The 21655-nt window shown below is 67.0% G+C and carries 18 protein-coding genes; 8 read left to right on the plus strand and 10 right to left on the minus strand.

Annotated features, from left to right (window positions below):
• Window positions 1-89 precede the first annotated feature (89 nt).
• Both FFI87_RS03440 and FFI87_RS03445 read left to right on the plus strand, forming a co-directional pair.
• A complete protein-coding gene (locus FFI87_RS03440) occupies window positions 90-827 on the plus strand; it encodes a LysM peptidoglycan-binding domain-containing protein (RefSeq protein WP_138848222.1) in 738 nt (245 codons plus the stop codon).
• Complete coding sequence (locus FFI87_RS03445) at window positions 815-1240, plus strand: hypothetical protein (protein ID WP_138848221.1); 426 nt, start codon at window positions 815-817, stop codon at window positions 1238-1240. The genes FFI87_RS03440 and FFI87_RS03445 overlap by 13 nt, the downstream gene beginning before the upstream one ends.
• Window positions 1241-1493: 253 nt before the next feature.
• Here FFI87_RS03445 and secF read toward each other — a convergent pair whose 3' ends face one another.
• The 5 genes from secF to queA all read right to left on the minus strand — a co-directional run bounded on the left by secF (window position 1494) and on the right by queA (window position 7588).
• Entirely contained in the window at window positions 1494-2444 is a 951-nt protein-coding gene (gene secF / locus FFI87_RS03450) for a protein translocase subunit SecF (protein ID WP_006755170.1), read from the minus strand.
• An 18-nt stretch (window positions 2445-2462) separates the two neighbouring features.
• Window positions 2463-4484: a protein translocase subunit SecD gene (secD, locus tag FFI87_RS03455; protein ID WP_012363128.1), complete on the minus strand. Its 2022-nt coding sequence runs from the start codon at window positions 4482-4484 to the stop codon at window positions 2463-2465.
• A gap of 118 nt (window positions 4485-4602) precedes the next feature.
• A complete protein-coding gene (yajC, locus tag FFI87_RS03460) occupies window positions 4603-4926 on the minus strand; it encodes a preprotein translocase subunit YajC (protein ID WP_006476868.1) in 324 nt (107 codons plus the stop codon).
• 246 nt (window positions 4927-5172) lie between these two features.
• Window positions 5173-6360 (minus strand): tRNA guanosine(34) transglycosylase Tgt, encoded by a 1188-nt coding sequence (gene tgt, locus FFI87_RS03465; protein ID WP_138848220.1) that lies wholly within the window; start codon window positions 6358-6360, stop codon window positions 5173-5175.
• Window positions 6361-6520: 160 nt separating this feature from the next.
• Window positions 6521-7588 carry a tRNA preQ1(34) S-adenosylmethionine ribosyltransferase-isomerase QueA gene (queA, locus tag FFI87_RS03470; protein WP_012363130.1) on the minus strand — a complete coding sequence of 356 codons (1068 nt, stop codon included), beginning with the start codon at window positions 7586-7588 and terminating at the stop codon, window positions 6521-6523.
• Between the two features lie 167 nt (window positions 7589-7755).
• Between queA and recG the strand changes: the two genes are divergently transcribed.
• The 6 genes from recG (at window position 7756) to ubiA (ending at window position 15864) form a co-directional block, all read left to right on the plus strand.
• A complete protein-coding gene (gene recG, locus FFI87_RS03475; RefSeq protein WP_138848219.1) occupies window positions 7756-10110 on the plus strand; it encodes an ATP-dependent DNA helicase RecG in 2355 nt (784 codons plus the stop codon).
• A gap of 136 nt (window positions 10111-10246) precedes the next feature.
• Window positions 10247-11206, plus strand: a complete 960-nt coding sequence (locus tag FFI87_RS03480; protein WP_012363132.1) for a LysR substrate-binding domain-containing protein — start codon at window positions 10247-10249, stop codon at window positions 11204-11206.
• 433 nt (window positions 11207-11639) lie between these two features.
• A complete protein-coding gene (gene katG, locus FFI87_RS03485; protein ID WP_138848218.1) occupies window positions 11640-13826 on the plus strand; it encodes a catalase/peroxidase HPI in 2187 nt (728 codons plus the stop codon).
• Window positions 13827-13930: 104 nt separating this feature from the next.
• Entirely contained in the window at window positions 13931-14104 is a 174-nt protein-coding gene (locus FFI87_RS34405) for a hypothetical protein (protein WP_011656013.1), read from the plus strand.
• Between the two features lie 119 nt (window positions 14105-14223).
• On the plus strand, window positions 14224-14712 hold the full coding sequence (gene dpsA, locus FFI87_RS03490) for a non-specific DNA-binding protein DpsA (RefSeq protein WP_011656014.1): 489 nt from the start codon (window positions 14224-14226) through the stop codon (window positions 14710-14712).
• A gap of 279 nt (window positions 14713-14991) precedes the next feature.
• A complete protein-coding gene (ubiA, locus tag FFI87_RS03495) occupies window positions 14992-15864 on the plus strand; it encodes a 4-hydroxybenzoate octaprenyltransferase (protein ID WP_138848217.1) in 873 nt (290 codons plus the stop codon).
• A 93-nt stretch (window positions 15865-15957) separates the two neighbouring features.
• Here the strand turns inward: ubiA and proC are convergent, their stop codons facing one another.
• From proC to FFI87_RS03520, 5 genes are all read right to left on the minus strand, one after another.
• A complete protein-coding gene (gene proC / locus FFI87_RS03500; protein WP_138848216.1) occupies window positions 15958-16770 on the minus strand; it encodes a pyrroline-5-carboxylate reductase in 813 nt (270 codons plus the stop codon).
• A gap of 50 nt (window positions 16771-16820) precedes the next feature.
• Window positions 16821-17519, minus strand: a complete 699-nt coding sequence (locus tag FFI87_RS03505; protein WP_012363137.1) for a YggS family pyridoxal phosphate-dependent enzyme — start codon at window positions 17517-17519, stop codon at window positions 16821-16823.
• 134 nt (window positions 17520-17653) lie between these two features.
• Window positions 17654-18880 carry a glycolate oxidase subunit GlcF gene (gene glcF / locus FFI87_RS03510; RefSeq protein ID WP_138848215.1) on the minus strand — a complete coding sequence of 409 codons (1227 nt, stop codon included), beginning with the start codon at window positions 18878-18880 and terminating at the stop codon, window positions 17654-17656.
• The gene (gene glcE / locus FFI87_RS03515) at window positions 18881-19969 is read right to left on the minus strand and encodes a glycolate oxidase subunit GlcE (RefSeq protein ID WP_012363139.1); all 1089 of its coding nucleotides are present in this window, start codon (window positions 19967-19969) and stop codon (window positions 18881-18883) included.
• Window positions 19970-20154: 185 nt separating this feature from the next.
• Window positions 20155-21648, minus strand: a complete 1494-nt coding sequence (locus FFI87_RS03520) for an FAD-linked oxidase C-terminal domain-containing protein (protein WP_011656020.1) — start codon at window positions 21646-21648, stop codon at window positions 20155-20157.
• Between the last annotated feature and the right edge of the window lie 7 nt (window positions 21649-21655).

A 21655-nucleotide genomic window follows, 5' to 3' on the forward strand; every position in this document is an offset into this window, starting at 1 on the left:
CACGTCTTATGGTGATTTCGTCCCTCGCTTTGTAGAGTCTTGCGGGTATTTCCCAAAATACCCCGGCGATTGGGCTGGAAAGGACTGATATGGTGCGCCTCGCACAACCGAACACAGGTTTCGAGAAATGGCAGGACGGCATCAATAGAGCCGTCGGCGATTCCAAATGGAATGCCTGGGATTGTGAAATCCGAATGGCAGTGGATGAGTACAACCGTCATCTGTCGGGCACGTCTGGCTACCGGCCATTGGATTGGCAGCTTATCAAGGCAATGATATGGGTGGAGACCGGTGCAGAAAGCAAGAAGTGGAGATCGAATCCGATCCAGATAGGAAACCCGGGAGATCCCGGATTGAGGTCTTTGCTAGCGGGGAACGAGGGAGGGGATTTGATTATTCCTGTCGCATGGAAGGAGCGATTGACCATAGGTGCTGCAACGACCGTTCCTGCATATAACATCCGTGCCGGAATTGGCTACCTGTTGATGCGTATGGCGAATTATGCGATCAAGAGCGTTCCGGATTCGGATGACGCCGTCTATGAAGTGAACGTGCAGGCCGGGGACAGCATCGCCAAAATTGCCAGAACCAAAGGCAGCACTGTGGAAACCATGCAAAAACTCAGTCCGACGGGACATATATTGAGGCCAGGCCAGGTATTGAAGTATCGGAAGGCATCGTTGAGGAAGGTCATCGTTGGCTGGAAGATGATCACGACATCGAGCATTGCAGCGTGCTATAACGTTGGTGATCCAATGTATGCCAGGAAGCTCGACTATGCTCTGGCATTGATCCGGAAGGGAGAACGGGCGATATGCGCGTACTGATGGCCTGGGTGTTGTCCATGTCTGTCGGAAGCATGTCGAGTGTGGCGCTCGCTTCTGATCAGATTTTCACGGGCACATTCGAGGGAACAGGCCGGGCCTGTTCCGGCGCACTCCATGTGCGTGCCAAGACAATCGAATGGGAATCGGCCTACAGTGTCTGCAAGGCGACGCACTATGAAATCCTGGAAAAAACGCTCGACCGCGACCGAGAACGAGTTGTCTTTCATTTGAAACAGCGCGGCAATCGATGTCGTTATTCCGTCATCGAAGTTGAGCACGCAAGTGGCTACAGCTGGAATGTGAGCGGCTACCAATCTTTGGAGGGATTTCAGAAAAGGGATTTGCCGGAATGGGGCAATTCGCCATTACCGGAAAGGCAGGTGTTGTCGTGCTTGATGACCAAGACGGATTGAGTTGGAGTCTGGAGTCGTATTGACAGTTAGTCCCCGGGTTTGCACACCGGCTTCGCGGGCATCAACCATGGTTTTGCCTCAACCGTCGCAATCGCGCGCTCGGCGAGTGCATTGAGCGCCCGCCGGAGCTGCCAGTCGGCAGCCGTGCCGAATTCGAGCTGCTCGCGCCGCGAGAAGAGGGCGGCGACTCCCATATGAAAAAAGGCCGGTCCAACAGGACCGGCCTTCGTATATCAGCCGAAACGGCGCGGGCTCAAACCTGCGCGCCCGCGTTCGGATCGTCCGGATCGTGTGCGCTCTTCTTGTCCTTGATCAGGTCTTCGCGCTTGATGCCGAGCCACATCGCGAGCGAGCCCGCGACGAACACCGACGAGTAGATGCCGAACATGATGCCGACCGTCAGCGCGAGCGCGAAGTAGTGCAGCGTCGGGCCGCCGAAGAAGAACATCGACAGCACCATCATTTCCGTCGACGTGTGCGTGATGATCGTGCGTGACATCGTCGTCGTGATCGCGTGGTTGATCACTTCCGACACGCTCATCCTGCGTTCGCGGCGGAACGTTTCGCGGATCCGGTCGAAGATGACGACCGACTCGTTGACCGAGTAGCCGAGCACCGCGAGGATCGCCGCGAGCACCGCCAGCGAGAACTCCCACTGGAAGAACGCGAAGAAACCGAGAATGATCACGACGTCGTGCAGGTTCGCGATGATGCCGGCGACCGCGTACTTCCATTCGAAGCGGATCGACAGGTAGATCACGATGCCGATCACGACGCACGCGAGCGCGAGGAGACCGTCGGTCGCGAGCTCGCGGCCGACCTGCGGGCCGACGAACTCGACGCGCTGCAGCGACACGTCGGGGCTCTGCGCCTTCAGTGCGGTCATCACCTGATCGCTCTGCTGCGCGGACGTGAGGCCTTCCTTCAGCTGCAGGCGGATCAGCACGTTGCGCGACGTGCCGAAGTTCTGCACCTGCGCATCGGCGTAGCCGAGCTTGCCGAGCGTGGCGCGCACGGGTTCGAGCTGCGCGGCCTGCTGGTACTGAACCTCGATCACCGTACCGCCGGTGAATTCGACGGACAGGTGCAGCCCGCGGTGGAACAGGAAGAACACGGCGGCGAGGAACGTGACCAGCGAGATCACGTTGAACACCAGCGCGTGCCGCATGAACGGAATGTCTTTACGGATGCGGAAAAATTCCATGGCTTCGTCTCCGGGGCCTTATTGGGTCGAGCCCGGTTTCTTCGGCGACACGCCTTGCTGCGCGCGGTTGCGCAGCTGCGGCTTGCCGGCGCGCGGGGCGTTGCCCTTCGCGGGGGCGGCGAGCTTCGCGGCGCGCGCGGTGTCGGTCGATTCGTCGGCCGCGGTGAACGATGCGCCGGCCGTGGCGCCTTCCGGCCTCCACACCTGGCCGATCGCGAGCGACTTCAGTTTCTTGCGGCCGCCGTACCAGAGGTTGACGAGCCCGCGCGAGAAGAACACCGCGGAGAACATCGACGTCAGGATGCCGAGGCAGTGCACGATCGCGAACGCGCGAACCGGGCCCGAGCCGAACGCGAGCAGCGCGAGGCCGGCGATCAGCGTCGTGACGTTCGAGTCGAGAATCGTCGCCCACGCATGCGCGTAGCCGGACTGGATCGCGAGCTGCGGCGGCTGGCCGGCGCGCAGTTCCTCACGCACGCGCTCGTTGATCAGCACGTTCGAGTCGATCGCCATGCCGAGCGCGAGCGCGATTGCCGCGATACCCGGCAGCGTCAGCGTCGCCTGCATCAGCGACAGCACCGCGACGAGCAGCAGCAGGTTCACCGACAGGCCGATCACCGAGATCACGCCGAACAGCATGTAGTACGCGATCATGAACACGGCGATCGCGCAGAAGCCCCAGATCACCGAGTGGACGCCCATCTTGATGTTGTCCGCGCCGAGGCTCGGGCCGATCGTGCGTTCCTCGATGATGTCCATCGGCGCGGCGAGCGAACCGGCGCGCAGCAGCAGCGCGAGATCGGCTGCTGCCTGCGGCGTCGGCTGGCCCGTGATCTGGAAGCGGTCGCCGAGTTCGGACTGGATCGTCGCGACCGTCAGCACCTCGCCCTTGCCCTTCTCGAACAGCACCATCGCCATCGGCTTGCCGATGTTCTCGCGCGATACCGCGCGCACCGAGCGGCCGCCCGCCGAGTCGAGGCGGATGTTGACCGACGGACGCTGGTGTTCGTCGAAGCCGGCCGATGCATCGATGATGCGGTCGCCGGTGAAGATCACTTCCTTCTTCAGCAGCACGGGCGCCTGGTTGCCCTGCGTGAACAGCTCCTCGCCCGGCGGCACGGGGTCGTTCGGGTTCGGGTGAGTGTTGATCGGATCGGCGAGGCGCGCCTCGAGCGTCGCGGTGCGGCCGATGATGTCCTTCGCCTTCGCGGTGTCCTGCACGCCCGGCAGTTCGACGACGATACGGTCGCTGCCCTGCTGCTGCAGGATCGGCTCGGACACGCCGAGTTCGTTCACGCGGTTGTGGAGCGTCGTCAGGTTCTGCTTGAGCGCGGCGTCCTCGACGGACTTCTGCACGGCCGGCGTGAACGTGCCGACGACCTGCGTGCCGCCGCCGCCGGGCTGGGTCGCCCATTGCAGTTCGGTGACCGACGCGGCGAGCACCTTGCGGGCGTCTTCGGCCGTTTGCGCATCGCTGAAGTTGACGACGACGGACTGGTCGACGCGGCTCACGCCGCCGTCGCGGATGTTCCGGTCGCGCAGCAGCGCGCGTGCGTCGGATGCGTCGGAGTCGAGCTTCTTCGTCAGCGCGCCCGTCATGTCGACCTGGAGCAGGAAGTGGACACCGCCGCGCAGGTCGAGGCCGAGATACATCGGCAGTGCGTGCAAGGCAGTCAGCCAGCGCGGCGACGCGCTCTGCAGGTTCAGTGCGACGACGTACTGCGGATCGTTCGGATCGGCGTTCAGCGATTTCTGCAGCAGGTCCTTGACGCGCAGCTGCGTATCGGTGTCCTTCAGGCGCACGCGGATGTTCGCGTTGGACGCCGTGTTCTCGAAGGTGATGTCGTCCGGCTTGATCTGCGCGGACGCGAGCGCGGATTCGACCTGGGTCAGCGTGGTCGAGTCGAGCTTGACCGTGGCCTTGCCGCTCGACACCTGCACCGCCGGCGCTTCGCCGAAGAAGTTGGGCAATGTGTACAGAAAGCCGATGGCGAGCGCCACGACCATCACGACATATTTCCAGAGTGGATAACGATTCATGAGGGGGCCGAACGGGTGGTTGGCGTGAAAGCGTCGCGTCCGGCGCCGCGGCGGCCCGCTCTCTCAGGCGGGCACGGCGCGGGGAGCCGGACGCTCGGTAAAAGCCTTACAGCGAGCCTTACAGCGACTTGATCGTGCCCTTCGGCAGAATGGTCGTGACGGCGGCCTTCTGCACGGTGATTTCGGTGCCTTCGGCGATTTCGACGCCGATGTAGCCTTCGGTGACCTTCGTCACCTTGCCGACGAGGCCGCCGCTCGTGACGACTTCGTCGCCCTTCGCCATGGCCGCGAGCATGTTGCGGTGTTCCTTCTGACGCTTCATCTGCGGACGGATCATGATGAAGTACAGCACCGCGAACATCAGGATGAGCGGCAGGAAGCTCATCAGGCTCGATTCGGCGCCACCGGCGCCTTGCGCGAAGGCATTGGAAATGAACGGCACGTTGGTCTCTCCGTAGGGGAAGATCGAAAAATAAGCCGGTTATTCTACCACCGGCCCCATGCGCAAACGGCGCGGCAAATGCGCTTTCGGATCAAGCTGTTAAAGCATGAACCCGCACCGTTGCGACTTGTTTGGAAAGGCAATTGTAATGTTTCGCGGTCGCGACCGGCACCTGGAACGCGTTATTTAGTACGCGTCCGATGTGACAGGCAGCGGCGCGGGCAGCGGTGCGGGCAGCCGGCCGCGTCAGTCGACCCCTCTCGCGCGATCCTCCGCGAAGCGCTGGCGGAACGCGTCGAACGTATGGGTTTCGATCGCGTCGCGGATCTCGCCCATCAGCTGCAGGTAGTAGTGCAGGTTGTGGATCGTGTTGAGCTGCGCGCCGAGGATTTCGCCGACACGGTGCAGGTGATGCAGGTAGCCGCGCGAGAAGTTCTGGCACGTGTAGCAGCCGCAGCTCGGATCGAGCGGCTTCAGCGAGTTCTTGTGCGTCGCGTTGCGGATCTTCACGTCGCCGAAGCGCGTGAACAGCCAGCCGTTGCGCGCGTTGCGGGTCGGCATCACGCAGTCGAACATGTCGATGCCGTTCGCGACGCCCTCGACCAGGTCTTCCGGCGTGCCGACGCCCATCAGGTAGTGCGGCTTGTTGGCCGGCAGCTTCGGGCCGACGTGCCGCAGCACGCGCATCATGTCTTCCTTCGGCTCGCCGACCGACAGCCCGCCGATCGCGAGGCCGTGGAAGCCGAGTTCGGACAGCCCCGCCAGCGATTCGTCGCGCAGGTCCTCGAACATCCCGCCCTGGACGATCCCGAAGAGGGCGTTCGGGTTGCCGAGCCGGTCGAACTCGTCGAGCGAGCGCTTCGCCCAGCGCAGCGACATGCGCATCGAGTCGGCCGCTTCCTTGTGCGTCGTCGGCACGCCGTTGGTCGCGTACGGCGTGCATTCGTCGAACTGCATCACGATGTCGGAGTTCAGCACCTTCTGGATCTGCATCGACACTTCCGGCGACAGGAACAGCTTGTCGCCGTTGATCGGCGACGCGAACGTGACGCCGTCCTCGGTGATCTTGCGCAGGTCGCCGAGCGAGAACACCTGGAAGCCGCCCGAGTCGGTCAGGATCGGCTTGTTCCAGCCCATGAAGCCGTGCAGGCCGCCGTGCGCGTCGATCGTGTCGAGGCCCGGGCGCAGCCACAGGTGGAACGTGTTGCCGAGGATGATCTGCGCGTTGATCTCGTGCAGCTCGCGCGGCTGGATCGCCTTCACGGTGCCGTACGTGCCGACCGGCATGAAGATCGGCGTTTCGACCACGCCGTGGTTGAGCTTCACGCGGCCGCGGCGTGCATGGCCGTCGGTCGTCAGCAGTTCGAATTCGAGCCCGTTGGCCGGGCGCTCCTGCACGGGCGCGTGCGTATCGTGGGATGAACCTTCGGTCATCGCGTCATTCTCCTTGCCACCGGAAGACAGTCCGGCGCATGTTGGACAGGCCGCCGGATGCCCGGCGGCGGGAAAAGCGGGTGCGCGCCAGCGTGGCGCGCACAGGGGGAAATCGCAGGTGCGACGGGCATGCGGTGCGAAACCGTCGCGCCCGTCGCGCTTACGCGCGCGGTGCCTCCGGCGTGTCGCGCCGCGTGAGCAGCATCGCGTCGCCGTAGCTGAAGAAGCGGTAGCGTTGGTCGATCGCGTGCCGGTAGGCGGCGCGGATCGTCTCGACCCCCGCGAACGCGGACACCAGCATCAGCAGCGTCGACTTCGGCAGGTGGAAGTTCGTGACGAGCCGGTCGACGACGCGGAAGCGGTAGCCGGGCGTGATGAAGATGTCGGTCTCGGCCTGCGTCGCCGCGAGCGGGCGGCCCGCTTCGTCGGCGCTGCGCGCCGCGGCTTCGAGCGCGCGCATCGACGTCGTGCCGACCGCGATCACGTTGCCGCCGCGCGCGCGGGTCGCGGCGATCTTGTCGACGAGCGACTGCGGCAGGTCGTACCACTCGCTGTGCATCCGGTGCTCGGCGATGTTCTCGACGCGCACCGGCTGGAACGTGCCCGCGCCCACGTGCAGCGTCAGCGTCGCGCGCTCGACGCCCATCGCGTCGAGCCTCTCGAGCAGCGGCAGGTCGAAATGGAGCCCGGCCGTCGGTGCCGCGACCGCGCCCGGGTTGCTCGCGTAGACGGTCTGATAGCGCGTCTCGTCGCTCGCGTCGGCGTCGTGCTCGATGTACGGCGGCAGCGGCAGGCGGCCATGCTGCTCGATCAGGGTGAGGCATGGCTGCGGGAAGTGCAGCGTGAAGAACGGTTCGACGCGCTCGCCGACCGTCACGTCGAACGCGTCGGCGAGGCGCAGCGTCGTGCCGGCGCCCGGCGACTTGCTCGCGCGGATCTGCGCGAGCGCCGTATGCGTGCCGGTCACGCGCTCGATCAGCACCTCGATCTTGCCGCCGCTGGCCTTCTGGCCGAAGAAACGCGCCTTCAGCACCCTGGTATCGTTGAACACGAGCAGGTCGCCGGGCGCGATGCACGACGGCAGCTCGACGAAGTTGCGGTCGACGAGGCGCGCGGGCTCGACGGTGTGGTCGACCTCGAGCAGGCGGCTCGCGGTGCGTTCGGGCAGCGCGGTTTGCGCAATCAGCTCGGGCGGCAGATTGAAATCGAAATCGGAAAGCGTGAACATGCGGGCTGGTTCGAAACGGCCGGCGGGCGCCGCCCACAAGGCGGAAACGCATAATTGGGGCGCGCGAGCCGCTATGATGGCGGGATGCGCGGCCTGGCCGGCGTCGTTCGTTCGGACGACGTGAAAGCCGCTATTGTACTTGCCTTGCGAAGCACCCAGACGATCCGATGCCTGTGTCACCACGCCGTTCCTCCGCTGCCGTTGCCGATTCCGCCGATCCGTTCGACGCGGACGATGCCGCGTTACCCGCGCGAAGCGCGGGGGAGCGCGACTCCGACGCGCGCGCGGCGCCGAAGCGCGCGGGCCCGAAGCGCGGCGCCGACGGGCGGCTCGCACAGCCGGCCGCCGCCGCGCCCGACGTCGAAGCGGGCGCCGGCGGCGACGAAGCGGGCGCGGCGGCGTCGGGCGCATCCGATGCATCCGGCGCGAAGCGCAAGAAGAAGCCGGCCGCCGACAAACCCGTGAAGACCGCCGACAAGCTCGCGAAGCTCGGTCTCACGCGCTCGATCGATCTCGTGCTGCATCTGCCGATGCGCTACGAGGACGAAACCACGCTCACGCCGATCGGCGAACTGCTGCCGGGCGGCATCGCGCAGACCGAGGGCGTCGTGTTCGACAACGAAGTCGCGTACCGGCCGCGCCGCCAGCTCGTCGTGAAGATCCAGGACGACGACGGCGAGCAGCTCGTGCTGCGCTTCCTGAATTTCTACGGCTCGCAGGTCAAGCAGATGGCCGTCGGCCAGCGGCTGCGCGTGCGCGGCGATGTGCGCGGCGGCTTCTTCGGGGTGGAGATGGTGCATCCGGCCGTGCGCGTGGTCGAAGCCGATGCGCCGCTGCCGCAGGTGCTCACGCCCGTCTATCCGAGCACGGCCGGCGTGTCGCAGGCGTATCTGCGCAAGGCGATCGAGAACGCGGTCGAGCGCACGCCGCTGCCCGAGCTGCTGCCGCCCGAGATCGAGCGCGACTACCTGAAGCCGCTCGGCGTGCCGACGCTCGCGCAGGCCGTGCGCATCCTGCATCACCCGGGCGTCGATTCCGATGAAGCCGCGCTGATGGACGGCTCGCATCCGGCGTGGACGCGCATCAAGTTCGAGGAACTGCTCGCGCAGCAGCTGTCGCTCAAGCGCGCGCACGAGGAGCGCCGCACGCGCGCGGCGCCCGCGATGCCGCGCCGCGCCGCGACCGATGCCGACGCGCTGACGACGCGCCTCTACGCGGCGCTGCCGTTCACGCTGACGGGCGCGCAGGCGCGCGTCGTCGACGAGATCGCGCACGACCTCACGCTCCCGCATCCGATGCAGCGGCTGTTGCAGGGCGACGTCGGCAGCGGCAAGACGGTCGTCGCCGCGCTGGCCGCGACGCAGGCGATCGATGCCGGCTACCAGGCCGCGCTGATGGCGCCGACCGAAATCCTCGCGGAACAGCACGCCCGCAAGCTGCGCGCGTGGCTCGAGCCGCTCGGCGTGTCGGTCGCGTGGCTCGCGGGCAGCCTGAAGGCGAAGGAGAAGCGCGCGGCGATCGAGGCCGCGGCGCTCGGCACCGCGCAGCTCGTGATCGGCACGCACGCGATCATCCAGGACACGGTCGAATTCGCGCGGCTCGGCCTCGTGATCGTCGACGAGCAGCACCGCTTCGGCGTCGAGCAGCGTCTCGCGCTGCGGGCGAAGGCCGCGAACGCGGCCAACGGCGCGCGCGATTTCCAGCCGCACCAGCTGATGATGTCGGCCACGCCGATCCCGCGCACGCTCGCGATGACGTATTACGCGGATCTCGAGGTGTCGACGATCGACGAGCTGCCGCCGGGCCGCACGCCGGTGCTGACGCGCCTCGTCGGCGACGCGCGGCGCGAGGAGGTGATCGCGCGCGTGCGCGAGGCCGCGCTGACCGGCCGCCAGGTGTACTGGGTGTGTCCGCTGATCGAGGAGAGCGAGACGCTGCAGTTGCAGACGGCCGTCGAGACCTACGAGACGCTGGCCGCGGCCCTGCCCGAGTTGAAGGTCGGGCTCGTGCACGGCAGGCTGTCCCCGGGCGACAAGGCGGCCGTGATGGAAGCCTTCACGCGCAACGAGGTGCAGTTGCTGGTCGCGACGACCGTGATCGAGGTCGGCGTCGACGTGCCGAACGCGTCGCTGATGGTGATCGAGCACGCGGAGCGCTTCGGCCTCGCGCAGCTGCACCAGTTGCGCGGCCGGGTCGGGCGCGGCACCGCGGCATCGGTGTGCGTGCTGCTGTACACGGGCCCGCTGTCGCTCACCGGCCGCGAGCGGCTGAAGACGATGCGCGAGACGACCGACGGCTTCGAGATCGCGCGGCGCGACCTCGAGATCCGCGGCCCCGGCGAATTCCTCGGCGCGCGCCAGTCGGGCGCGGCGATGCTGCGCTTCGCGAACCTCGAGACCGACGGCTGGCTGATCGACCCGGCCCGCGACGCGGCGGCGCGACTGATCGCCGCGTATCCTGACGTCGTCACGCAGCATCTCGCCCGCTGGCTCGGCGCGCGGGAGCAGTATCTGAAGGCGTGATCGACGTATTAAGGGCCGGTCCTGAAATCGAAATTCGCCGCCGCCCGGCGCATTGCAATACTGAGAAACTTGGCGAATCGGTCCGAGTGGGTGTATAAATTAAACCTATCGCCTGTATATATCTGATTGACCCACAATGACCCTGACTGAACTGAAATACATCGTCGCGGTCGCGCGCGAGCGGCATTTCGGTCGCGCCGCCGAAGCCTGCTTCGTGAGCCAGCCGACCCTCTCGGTGGCGATCAAGAAGCTGGAAGACGAGCTCAACGTGCAGATTTTCGAGCGCGGCGCGAGCGAAGTGAGCGTGACCCCGATCGGCGACCAGATCGTCACGCAGGCGCAGCGCGTGCTCGAGCAGACCTTCGCGATCAAGGAGATCGCGAAGCAGGGCAAGGACCCGCTCGTCGGCCCGTTCCGTCTCGGCGTGATCTACACGATCGGGCCGTACCTGCTGCCGACGCTCGTCAAGCAGATGATCCAGCGGGTGCCGCAGATGCCGCTGATGCTGCAGGAGAACTACACGCTGAAGCTGCTCGAACTGCTGAAGCAGGGCGAGATCGACGCCGCGATCATGGCGCTCCCGTTTCCCGAAACCGGCCTGATGGTGCGGCCGCTGTACGACGAGCCGTTCGTCGTCGCGCTGCCGGCCGGCCATCCGTGGGAGAAGCGCGACGAGATCGACGCCGAGGACCTGAAACAGGAAACCATGCTGCTGCTCGGCAACGGCCACTGCTTCCGCGATCACGTGCTCGGCGTGTGCCCGGAACTGATGCGCTTCTCGCAAACAGCCGACGGCATCCAGAAGACCTTCGAGGGCTCGTCGCTCGAAACGATTCGCCACATGGTCGCGAGCGGGGTCGGCATCACGGTGCTGCCGCGGATGTCGGTCGCCGAGATCGGCCCGCGCGCGAACGGCCCCGACGCCGAACTGCTGTCGTACGTGCCGTTCAACGAACCGGTGCCCGATCGGCGCGTCGTGCTGGTGTGGCGCAAGAGCTTCACGCGAATGCCGGCGATCGACGCGATCAGCGACGCGATCGCCGCATGCGACCTGCCGGGCGTCGCAAAGCTCGACATGCCGGCGACGATGAACTGAGCGCACGGCGGCATACGTGACCGCATGATGAACGGGGCTTGCGACCCCGTTTATTTTTGCCTATTGCATAGATTATTTTTATTAAATTACAAAAATCGATAGATATCGATACACTCTTCTACATGGATCGGCGTCGGTTCGCCAGCCCGATTCGCACCCTCAATGCAAGCGTCAAAGGAGGATGTCATGATGCGGTCGGTATTGCAGCACGCGCAACGGAACATCCCGTCGCGCGATGAAGTCCTGAATCGTGCGAGGGCGGCGACCCGCAGCCTGCGCCCGATTGCGTTCGCATACCTGGCGGATCGTGTCTACGGCGGATGAGTGCCGCCGCACGCCGCTCCGGTGCCCCCGATTCCCGTTTCATCCCCCGCAATGCTCCACGAACCGCGCCCGGCAAGTGGGGGCTTACGAGCAAATAAAGGAGAAAAGCATGTCGACCGAATCGAAATGTCCGTTCAACCATACGGCGGCCGGCGGCACGTCGAACAAGGACTGGTGGCCGAACCAGCTGAACCTGAACATCCTGCACCGGCACTCGGCGCTGTCCGATCCGATGGACAAGGATTTCGACTACGCACAAGCATTCAAGAAGCTGGACCTCGCGGCAGTGAAGCGCGACCTGCAGGCGCTGATGACGACGTCGCAGGACTGGTGGCCGGCCGACTTCGGCCACTATGGCGGCCTGTTCGTCCGGATGGCCTGGCACAGCGCCGGCACGTACCGGACCGCCGACGGCCGCGGCGGCGCGGGCGGCGGGCAGCAGCGCTTCGCGCCGCTGAACAGCTGGCCGGACAACGCGAACCTCGACAAGGCGCGCCGACTGCTGTGGCCGATCAAGCAGAAGTACGGCCGCAACATCTCGTGGGCCGACCTGCTGATCCTGACCGGCAACGTCGCGCTCGAATCGATGGGCTTCAAGACCTTCGGCTACGCGGGCGGCCGTGCCGACACGTGGGAACCGGACGACGTCTACTGGGGTTCGGAAAAGATCTGGCTGGAACTGAGCGGCGGCCCGAACAGCCGTTACTCGGGCGACCGTGAACTCGAGAACCCGCTCGCGGCCGTGCAGATGGGCCTCATCTACGTGAACCCCGAAGGCCCGGACGGCAACCCCGACCCGGTCGCGGCGGCGCGCGATATCCGCGACACGTTCGCGCGGATGGCGATGAACGACGAAGAGACGGTCGCGCTGATCGCCGGCGGCCACACGTTCGGCAAGACGCACGGCGCGGGCCCCGCGACGGACGTCGGTCCGGAGCCGGAAGCGGCGGGCATCGAGCAGCAGGGGCTCGGCTGGAAGAGCGCGTATGCATCGGGCAAGGGCCACGATGCGATCACCAGCGGCCTCGAAGTCACGTGGACGTCGACGCCGACGAAGTGGAGCCACGATTTCTTCAAGCACCTGTTCAGCTACGAATGGGAACTGACGAAGAGCCCGGCCGGCGCGCACCAGTGGGTCGCGAAGGGCGCCGACGAAGTGATTCCGGATGCGTTCGACGCGTCGAAGAAGCATCGCCCGACGATGCTGACGACCGACCTGTCGCTGCGTTTCGACCCGGCCTACGAGAAGATCTCGCGCCGCTTCTACGAGAACCCGGCCGAGTTTGCCGACGCGTTCGCGCGCGCCTGGTTCAAGCTCACGCACCGCGACATGGGGCCGCGTGCGCGCTATCTCGGCCCGGAAGTGCCGGCCGAGGAGCTGCTCTGGCAGGACCCGATCCCGGCCGTCGACCACCCGCTGATCGATGACGCGGACGTCGCGGCGCTGAAGGCGAAGGTGCTCGCGTCGGGCCTGTCGGTCGCGCAGCTCGTGTCGACCGCGTGGGCGTCGGCCTCGACGTTCCGCGGTTCCGACAAGCGCGGCGGCGCGAACGGTGCGCGCATCTGCCTCGCGCCGCAGAAAGACTGGGAAGTGAACCAGCCGGCCGCGCTCGCCGCGGTGCTCGAGACGCTCGAAGGCGTGCGCAAGGCGTTCAACGATGCGCAGACGGGCGGCAAGAAGGTGTCGCTCGCCGATCTGATCGTGCTGGCCGGTGCGGCCGGTGTCGAACAGGCCGCGAAGAACGCCGGTGTCGCGGTGACGGTGCCGTTCGCACCGGGCCGCATGGACGCGTCGCAGGAGCAGACGGACGTCGACGCGATGGCCGTGCTCGAGCCGGTTGCGGACGGTTTCCGCAACTACCTGAAGAGTGCGTACAAGACGCCGGCCGAGGCGCTGCTGGTCGACAAGGCCCAGCTGCTGACGCTGAACGGGCCGGAGCTGACGGTGCTCGTCGGCGGCCTGCGCGTGCTCGGCGCGAACGTCGGCGACGCGAAGCACGGCGTGTTCACCGACCGTCCGGGCACGCTGTCGAACGACTTCTTCGTGAACCTGCTCGACATGGGCACCGAGTGGAAGCCGGTGTCGGCCGCGAACGACGTGTTCGAAGGGCGCGATCGTGCGACGGGCCAGGTCAAGTGGACCGGCACGCGCGTCGACCTGATCTTCGGTTCGCACTCGCAGTTGCGCGCGCTGGCCGAGGTGTACGGCAGCGCGGACGCGAACGAGAAGTTCGTGCGCGATTTCGTCGCGGCCTGGGACAAGGTGATGAACCTCGACCGTTTCGACCTCGCGTGAACGTCGTGACGCGCTAGCGCAGTCACGTTGCAACGTGCAGCGGCCGGTCGCACGACCGGCCGTTTTTTCTTCCGATTCAAGGTCTTGTCGAAGGAGTGACGACCATGACGCAAATCGTGCTGAACATGCGCGCCGCGCTCGCGGCGCCCGAGCTGCGCACGCCGGCCGGGCTGGCGCGGCACATCGTCGGATTCGCGATCGTCGTCGGCGGTGCGGCCGAGCTGGTCGCGCAGGCGCTGCATGCGCTCGCGCCGATCGTCTCGAGTGCCGGCGGGTGAGCGCAGCGATTCGCTCGCCGCGCTAGACTGGCACGTGGCGACGAATGCCGCGCAGTGCGGCATGCCGGTTGCTCGACGCATTTTCGCCGGTTCAACATTTCGAATGAGGAGTCCCGAAGATGGCCAAGAAAGGTAACGCCACGCAGATCAACATCGGCATCAGCGACAAGGACCGCAAGAAAATCGCGGACGGCCTGTCGCGGCTGCTGGCCGATACGTTTTCGCTGTACCTGAAGACCCACAACTTCCACTGGAACGTCACGGGCCCGATGTTCAACACGCTGCACCTGATGTTCGAAGAGCAGTACAACGAACTGTGGCTCGCGGTCGACCAGGTCGCCGAGCGCATTCGCACGCTAGGCGTCGTCGCGCCGGGCACGTTCGGCGATTTCGCGAAGCTGTCGTCGGTGCCGGAGGCGAACGGCGTGCCGGCGGCCGAGGAGATGATCCGGCAGCTCGTCGAAGGGCACGAGACTGTCGTGCGCACCGCGCGCGAAATCTTCCCGATCGCCGATGCGGCGAGCGACGAACCGACCGCCGACCTGCTCACGCAGCGTCTGCAGACGCATGAAAAGACCGCGTGGATGCTGCGGTCGCTGCTCGCGTAAGACCGGCGCGGCCGGTCGCGCGCCGCGCGGCCGGCGTGAGGGGGTGGCCGACGCTGAACGGGGGCAGGGTTGCCCGCATCGGATCGAATGCCGGCGACAGCGCGGTACACACCCGCCACACATCTGTCCCTTGATTGACGTGCGGACTGCCTGGCCCCGCTTGCAGCGGGCCCGGGCGGCCGGCGCACAGGTCGCGGCAGCCGGCCGCGGGCCTGCCCGACATGACGTGACCCGCCGCTCGGCTCTAAAATGCCGGGATTATCTTCCCGGTGCTTCGCCATGCTTGCCCGCTTCCCCCTGTATCTGCGGCTCGTCCGGATGGACAAGCCGATCGGCAGCCTGCTGCTGCTCTGGCCGACGCTCAACGCACTGTGGATCGCGTCGGACGGCCATCCGCGCTGGCCGCTGCTCGCGATCTTCGCGCTCGGCACGCTGCTGATGCGCTCGGCCGGCTGCGCGATGAACGACTATGCCGACCGCGATTTCGACCGTCACGTGAAGCGCACGGCCGACCGGCCGCTGACGTCGGGCAAGATCCGCGCATGGGAAGCCGTCGCGATCGCGGTGGTGCTGGCCTTTATCTCGTTCCTGCTGATCCAGCCGCTCAATACGCTGACGAAAGAGCTGTCGGTCGTCGCGCTGTTCGTCGCGGGCTCGTATCCGTTCATGAAGCGCTTCTTCGCGATTCCGCAGGCGTATCTCGGCATCGCGTTCGGTTTCGGCATCCCGATGGCGTTCGCGGCCGTGCAGGACACGGTGCCGATGCTCGCATGGGTGATGCTGATCGCGAACATCTTCTGGTCGGTCGCGTACGACACCGAATACGCGATGGTCGACCGCGACGACGACATCAAGATCGGCATTCGCACGTCCGCGCTGACGTTCGGCCGCTTCGACGTCGCGGCCGTCATGCTCTGCTATGCGGCGACGCTCGGCATCTATGTGTGGATCGGCGTGACGCTCGGCTTCGGCCTCGCATATTGGGCCGGCTGGGCGGCGGCGGTCGGCTGCGCGCTGTATCACTACACGCTGATCAAGGACCGCGAGCGGATGCCGTGCTTCGCGGCGTTCCGGCACAACAACTGGCTCGGCGGCGTGCTGTTCGCGGGGATCGCCGCGCACTACCTGCTGGCGGGCACGGGAGGCAACTGAAGCGGCCGCGCGCCGGCGCGCGAGGCCAACAAAAAAGCGGCCGAGGCCGCTTTTTTGTTGCCGGTGCCGTAAGCCCGGCGGAGCGCGCCGCGCTTACGCGCGGCCGAGCTCGTCACCCATTTCCTTCGCACGCGCCTCGGCGGCCAGCGCGCCGCGCACGATCGCTTCCTTCACGCCCTGCGCGTCGAACGACGCGAGCGCGGCGGCCGTCGTGCCGCCCTTCGACGTCACGCGCTCGCGCAGCACGCTCGCCGGTTCGCCCGATTGCGCGGCGAGTTGCGCGGCACCCGCGAACGTCGCGACCGCGAGCGCGCGGCCCTGTTCGTCATTCATGCCGAGGCGGCGCGCGGCTTCCTGCAGCGCTTCGATGAAATAGAACACGTAGGCCGGGCCGCTGCCCGAGATCGCGGTGACGGCATCGAGCTGCGCTTCGTCGTCGAACCAGACGATCTCGCCGACCGCGCCGAGCACGTTCGACGCGAGCTCGCGACCGGCCGCGTCGACGCCCGGCAGCGCGGCGAGGCCCGTCACGCCCATGCCGACCAGCGCGGGCGTGTTCGGCATCGTGCGCACGACACGCGCGTAGTCGCCGAGCCAGCGGGCGAGGTCGGTGCCGCGGATGCCGGCCGCGATGCTGATCACGAGCTGCGACTTCAGATGCGGGGCGAGCGCTTGCGCGACGTCCTTCAGCACCTGCGGTTTCACCGCGAGCACGATCGCGTCGTAGCCTGCGAGCGCCGCGTCGATGGCCGCGCCGGTGCGGATGCCGAATTGCTGCGCGGCGCGCGCGCGGACGTCCTCGTTGACGTCGATGGCATACAGGCCGTCAGCGGCAACGCCGCGCTTGATCAGGCCGCCGATCAGGGCCGCGGCCATGTTGCCGCCGCCGATGAATGCGATTTTCATGGTGTCGATTGAGCAGAAGAGTGAACGGAAAGGCGGAACAGGGGAGGCGCTCAGTGCGAATAGTCGCGTGCGCCGAACAGCGCGGTTCCGACGCGCACGATCGTCGCGCCTTCGAGCACCGCGGCCTCGAGATCGGCGGACATGCCCATCGACAACGTGTCGAGCGGCAGGCCGTCGGCGCGCAGCGTATCGAACAGCGCACGCAGCGCACGATGCGGCGCGCGCTGCGCGTCGGTATCGCCGGCCGGTTCGGGAATCGCCATCAGGCCGCGCAGGCGCAGCGTCGGCAGCGCGGCGACCGCGCGCGCGACCTCGGCCACGTCGGCCGGCGCGACGCCGCTCTTGGACGCCTCGCCGCTGATGTTCACCTGCACGCACACGTTGAGCGGCGGCAGGTGCGCGGGGCGCTGTTCGGCGAGGCGCTGCGCGATCTTCAACCGGTCGATCGAATGGACCCAGTCGAACCGTTCGGCCACCGGGCGCGTCTTGTTCGATTGCAGCGGCCCGATGAAATGCCACTCGAGCCCGGTGCGCAGATCCGCGAGCGCGTCGATCTTGTCGATCGATTCCTGCACGTAGTTTTCGCCGAACGCGCGTTGTCCGGCCGCATGCGCGGCGCGCACGTCGTCGGCGGGAAACGTCTTCGACACGGCGAGCAGCGAGACGGTGGCGGGATCGCGGCCGGCCGCGCGGGCGGCGTCGGCGATGCGGCGGTGAACGGAGTCGAGACGGGCGGCGAAATCGGACATGACGGGCACGGAAGCAGGCACGAGAAGCGGATACCACGGCTAATACGGCAGCGAATGCGGCACGGCACGCGCCGCATCGATTCGCCCATTATACGGACGCGATGCAGTGCGCGACCGGCCGGCCCGGCGCCGCGCTAGCCGTACAGCAGATGCTCGACGAGCTGGATCCAGTGCGCGACCGGAATCTGCGTGCCGCTCTGCAGGTGCGCGATGCAGCCGACGTTGCCGGACACGATCATCTGCGGCTCGAGTGCCTGCAGCTTCAGCAGCTTCTGCTTGCGCAGCCGGTACGACAGCGACGGCTGCGTCAGCGAATAGGTGCCGGCCGATCCGCAGCACAGATGGCTGTCGGCCGGCAGCCGCACCTCGATGCCGAGCGTCTCGAGCAGGCGCTCGACCTTGCCGCGCGACTGCTGGCCGTGCTGCAGCGTGCACGGCGGGTGGTACGCGACGGTATGGATCGCGCGGCGCCGCGCGAGCGTCGCGATCTCGGCCTCGAACGCGAGCAGCACGTCGGAGATGTCGCGCGTCAGCGCGACGATGCGCTGCGCTCTTTCCGCATAGGCCGGATCGTCACGCAGCAGGTGCGCATATTCGAGCACCGTCGCGCCGCAGCCCGATGCGTTCATGACGATCGCTTCGGCACCTTGCTCGATATACGGCCACCACGCGTCGATGTTGCGGCGTGCGTCGGCGAGCGCTTCGTCGTGATAGTTCAGGTGCAGGCGGATCGCGCCGCAGCAGCCCGCGTCGGGCGCGACGATCGTCTCGACGCCGAGTGCGTCGAGCACGCGCGCGGTCGCGATGTTGATGTTCGGCAGCATCGACGGCTGCACGCAGCCGCCGAGCATCAGCATCTTGCGCGGATGCGTGCGCTGCGGCCATTCGAGCAGCCGCTGGCGCGGCGGTACCTTGTCGCGCAGCCGTTTCGGCAACAGCGGCCGCACGTGCTGGCCGAGCCGCATGACCGGCGAGAACAGCGCCGCGTTCGGCACGAGGCTCGCGAGCACGCGGCGCAGGATTCGCTGCTGCACCGGGCGCCGCACCTGCGCCTCGACGTGCTTGCGGCCGATCTCGACGAGCCTGCCGTACTGGACCCCCGACGGGCAGGTCGTCTCGCAGCTGCGGCAGGTGAGGCAGCGGTCGAGGTGCTGCTGCGTGCTGCGCGTGACGGGCGCGCCTTCGACCATCTGCTTGATCAGGTAGATGCGCCCGCGCGGGCCGTCGAGTTCGTCGCCGAGCAACTGGTAGGTCGGGCACGTCGCGGTGCAGAAGCCGCAATGCACGCACTTGCGCAGGATCGCGTCGGCCTCGTCGCCGTCGGGCGTGTTGCGAATGAAATCGGCGAGGTTCGTTTGCATTTAGAGCTCGGGGTAGAGCCGCCCGCGGTTGAAGATGCGTGCGGGATCGAACGCAGCCTTCAGCCCGCGGTGAATCTTCATCAGCGGCGCGGGCAGCGGCGTGAACACGCCCGCGCTGCGGTCGTACGAGTCGCCCGCGCGGAACAGCGTCGCATGGCCGCCGGCCTGCTTCGCGCTCATGCGCACCGTTTGCGCATCGGCGTCGGTGATCCACCAGCGCTGCGCGCCGCCCCATTCCATCAGCTGGGTGCCGGGCAGGTGCATCGGTTCGGTGATCGACGGCAGTGCGAGGCGCCATAGCGCATAGCCGGGCGGGATGCCGTTGAAGAACGGATCGGCATGCTCGCGCAGGCCGGCCCAGAAGCGCTCGGCCTCGACCGCGTCGACGACTTCGCCGCCGAGCAGCGTCTTCGCCGATTTCACGGCGGCCTCGGCGCCAGACAGCCGCAGCACCAGCGTGCCGTTGCGCCACGCGCTCCCGCTGACGGGCAGCGGATGGCCGCCCCATTCGTTGAGCTTGCGCACCGCGTCGGTCGCGGTCATCTCGAACTTCAGCGTGACTTCGGCGACCGGCACCGGTAGCACCTTGATCGACAGCTCCAGCATCAGACCGAGCGTGCCAAGCGAGCCGGCCATCAGCCGCGACACGTCGTAGCCGGCGACGTTCTTCACGACCTGACCGCCGAAGCGCAGCAGCTCGCCGCGCCCGTTCATCAGCGTGACGCCGAGCACGAAATCGCGCGGCGCGCCGCAGGTCGCGCGGCGCGGGCCCGCGAGGCCGGCCGCGATGCAGCCGCCGACGGTAGCCGTGCGGCCGAAGTGCGGCGGCTCGAACGGCAGCATCTGGCCGCACTCGGTGAGGGCGGTTTCAAGCTGCGCGAGCGGCGTGCCCGCGCGGACCGTGACGACGAGTTCGGCCGGGTCGTACGACACGATGCCCTGCAACGCGCGCGTGTCGAGTATTTCGCCGTCCAGCGCCTGGCCGTACCAGTCCTTGGTGCCGCCGCCGCGAATCCGCAGCGGCCGGCCGTCGGCACTGGCGGCACGGATGCGCTCTGCCCACCCGGCGACGATGTCGTCCTCTTCCATGTTCTGTTGCCGTCTCGTCTTGTTGTCCGGTCGATTGTACCGGGGTGGCGCGAATCCACATCGCGACTATCCCTAAGCCCCGTATCACGAACGCATGCAGGCGCCGCCGCGCGGATGGCCGGCGCGCGGGCAGGGCGGCACGTCGCGGCCCGCGCGTCGGGACGGGGCGCGCCGCCGCGCGGTGCTCAGAAGCGCGGCAGGTCGGGGTGCGGCAGCAGCCCGCCGCGCACGTGCTGGCGACCGTATTCCGCGCAGCGCGCGCGGGTCGGAATGCCCTTGTCGGGATTGAGCAGCCCGGCCGGATCGAATGCGCGCTTGACCGCGAAGAACGCGTCGCGCTCCTGCGGCGAGAACTGAACGCACATCGAATTGAGCTTTTCGATGCCGACGCCGTGCTCGCCCGTCACGCTGCCGCCGAATTCCACGCAGCATTCGAGGATTTCGGCGCCGAACTGCTCGGCGCGGTGCAGCTCGTCCGGATCGTTCGCGTTGTAGAGGATCAGCGGATGCATGTTGCCGTCGCCGGCATGGAACACGTTGATGCAGCGCAATCCGTATTGCGTCTCGAGCTGCTCGATGCGCGCGAGCAGCGGGCCGATCGCGCGGCGCGGCACGGTGCCGTCCATGCAGTAATAATCGGGGGAAATGCGCCCGGCTGCCGGAAACGCGTTCTTGCGGCCCGACCAGTAGCGCAGCCGCTCGCTTTCGTTGCGCGACACCTGGATGCGCGTCGCGCCATGCTCGCGCAGCACGGCCGTCATGCGCACGACTTCCTCCGCGACTTCCTCCGGCGTGCCGTCCGATTCGCACAGCAGGATCGCCTTCGCGTCGAGGTCGTAGCCCGCGTGCGTGAACGCCTCGACGGCCTGGGTGGCCGGCTTGTCCATCATCTCGAGCCCGGCCGGGATGATGCCCGACGCGATGATCGCGGCGACCGCCTCGCCGCCCTTCACGACATCGTCGAAGCTCGCCATCACGAGCTGCGCGGTCTGCGGTTTCGGGATCAGTTTCAACGTGACCTCGGTGACGATCGCGAACATCCCTTCGCTGCCGATCATCACCGCGAGGAGGTCGAGGCCCGGCGTGTCGAGGCCGAGCGAGCCGAATTCGACGATCTCGCCCTCGATCGTGACCGCGCGCACGCGCATCACGTTGTGCACGGTCAGCCCGTATTTCAGGCAGTGGACGCCGCCGGAATTTTCCGCGACGTTGCCGCCGATCGTGCACGCGATCTGCGACGAAGGATCGGGTGCGTAGTACAGCCCGTAAGGCGCGGCGGCTTCCGAAATCGCGAGGTTGCGCACGCCGGGCTGCACCGTGGCCGTGCGCGCGTACGGATCGACCTCGACGATGCGCGTGAAGCGTGCGAGCGACAGCACGACGCCGTTGCCGATCGGCAGCGCGCCGCCCGACAGGCTCGTGCCCGCGCCGCGCGGCACGATCGGCACTTCCATGCGGCGGCAGATCTGCACGATCCGCTGCACCTGAGATTCGGTTTCCGGCAGCGCGACCGCGAGGGGCAGCCGCCGGTACGCGGACAGGCCGTCGCATTCGTACGGCGCGGTGTCTTCGTCGCGGAACAGCAGGCAATGCGTCGGCAGCACGGCCATCAGCGCCTGCACGACTTCGCGCTGGCGCTGCGCGCGGGTCGCGCTCGACAGTTCGACGGAAGCGTTCATTGGGTCT

Origin of the sequence: Burkholderia sp. KBS0801 (genome assembly GCF_005937855.2) — a bacterium.
In the GTDB taxonomy this organism is placed as follows: Bacteria; Pseudomonadota; Gammaproteobacteria; order Burkholderiales; family Burkholderiaceae; genus Burkholderia; species Burkholderia ambifaria.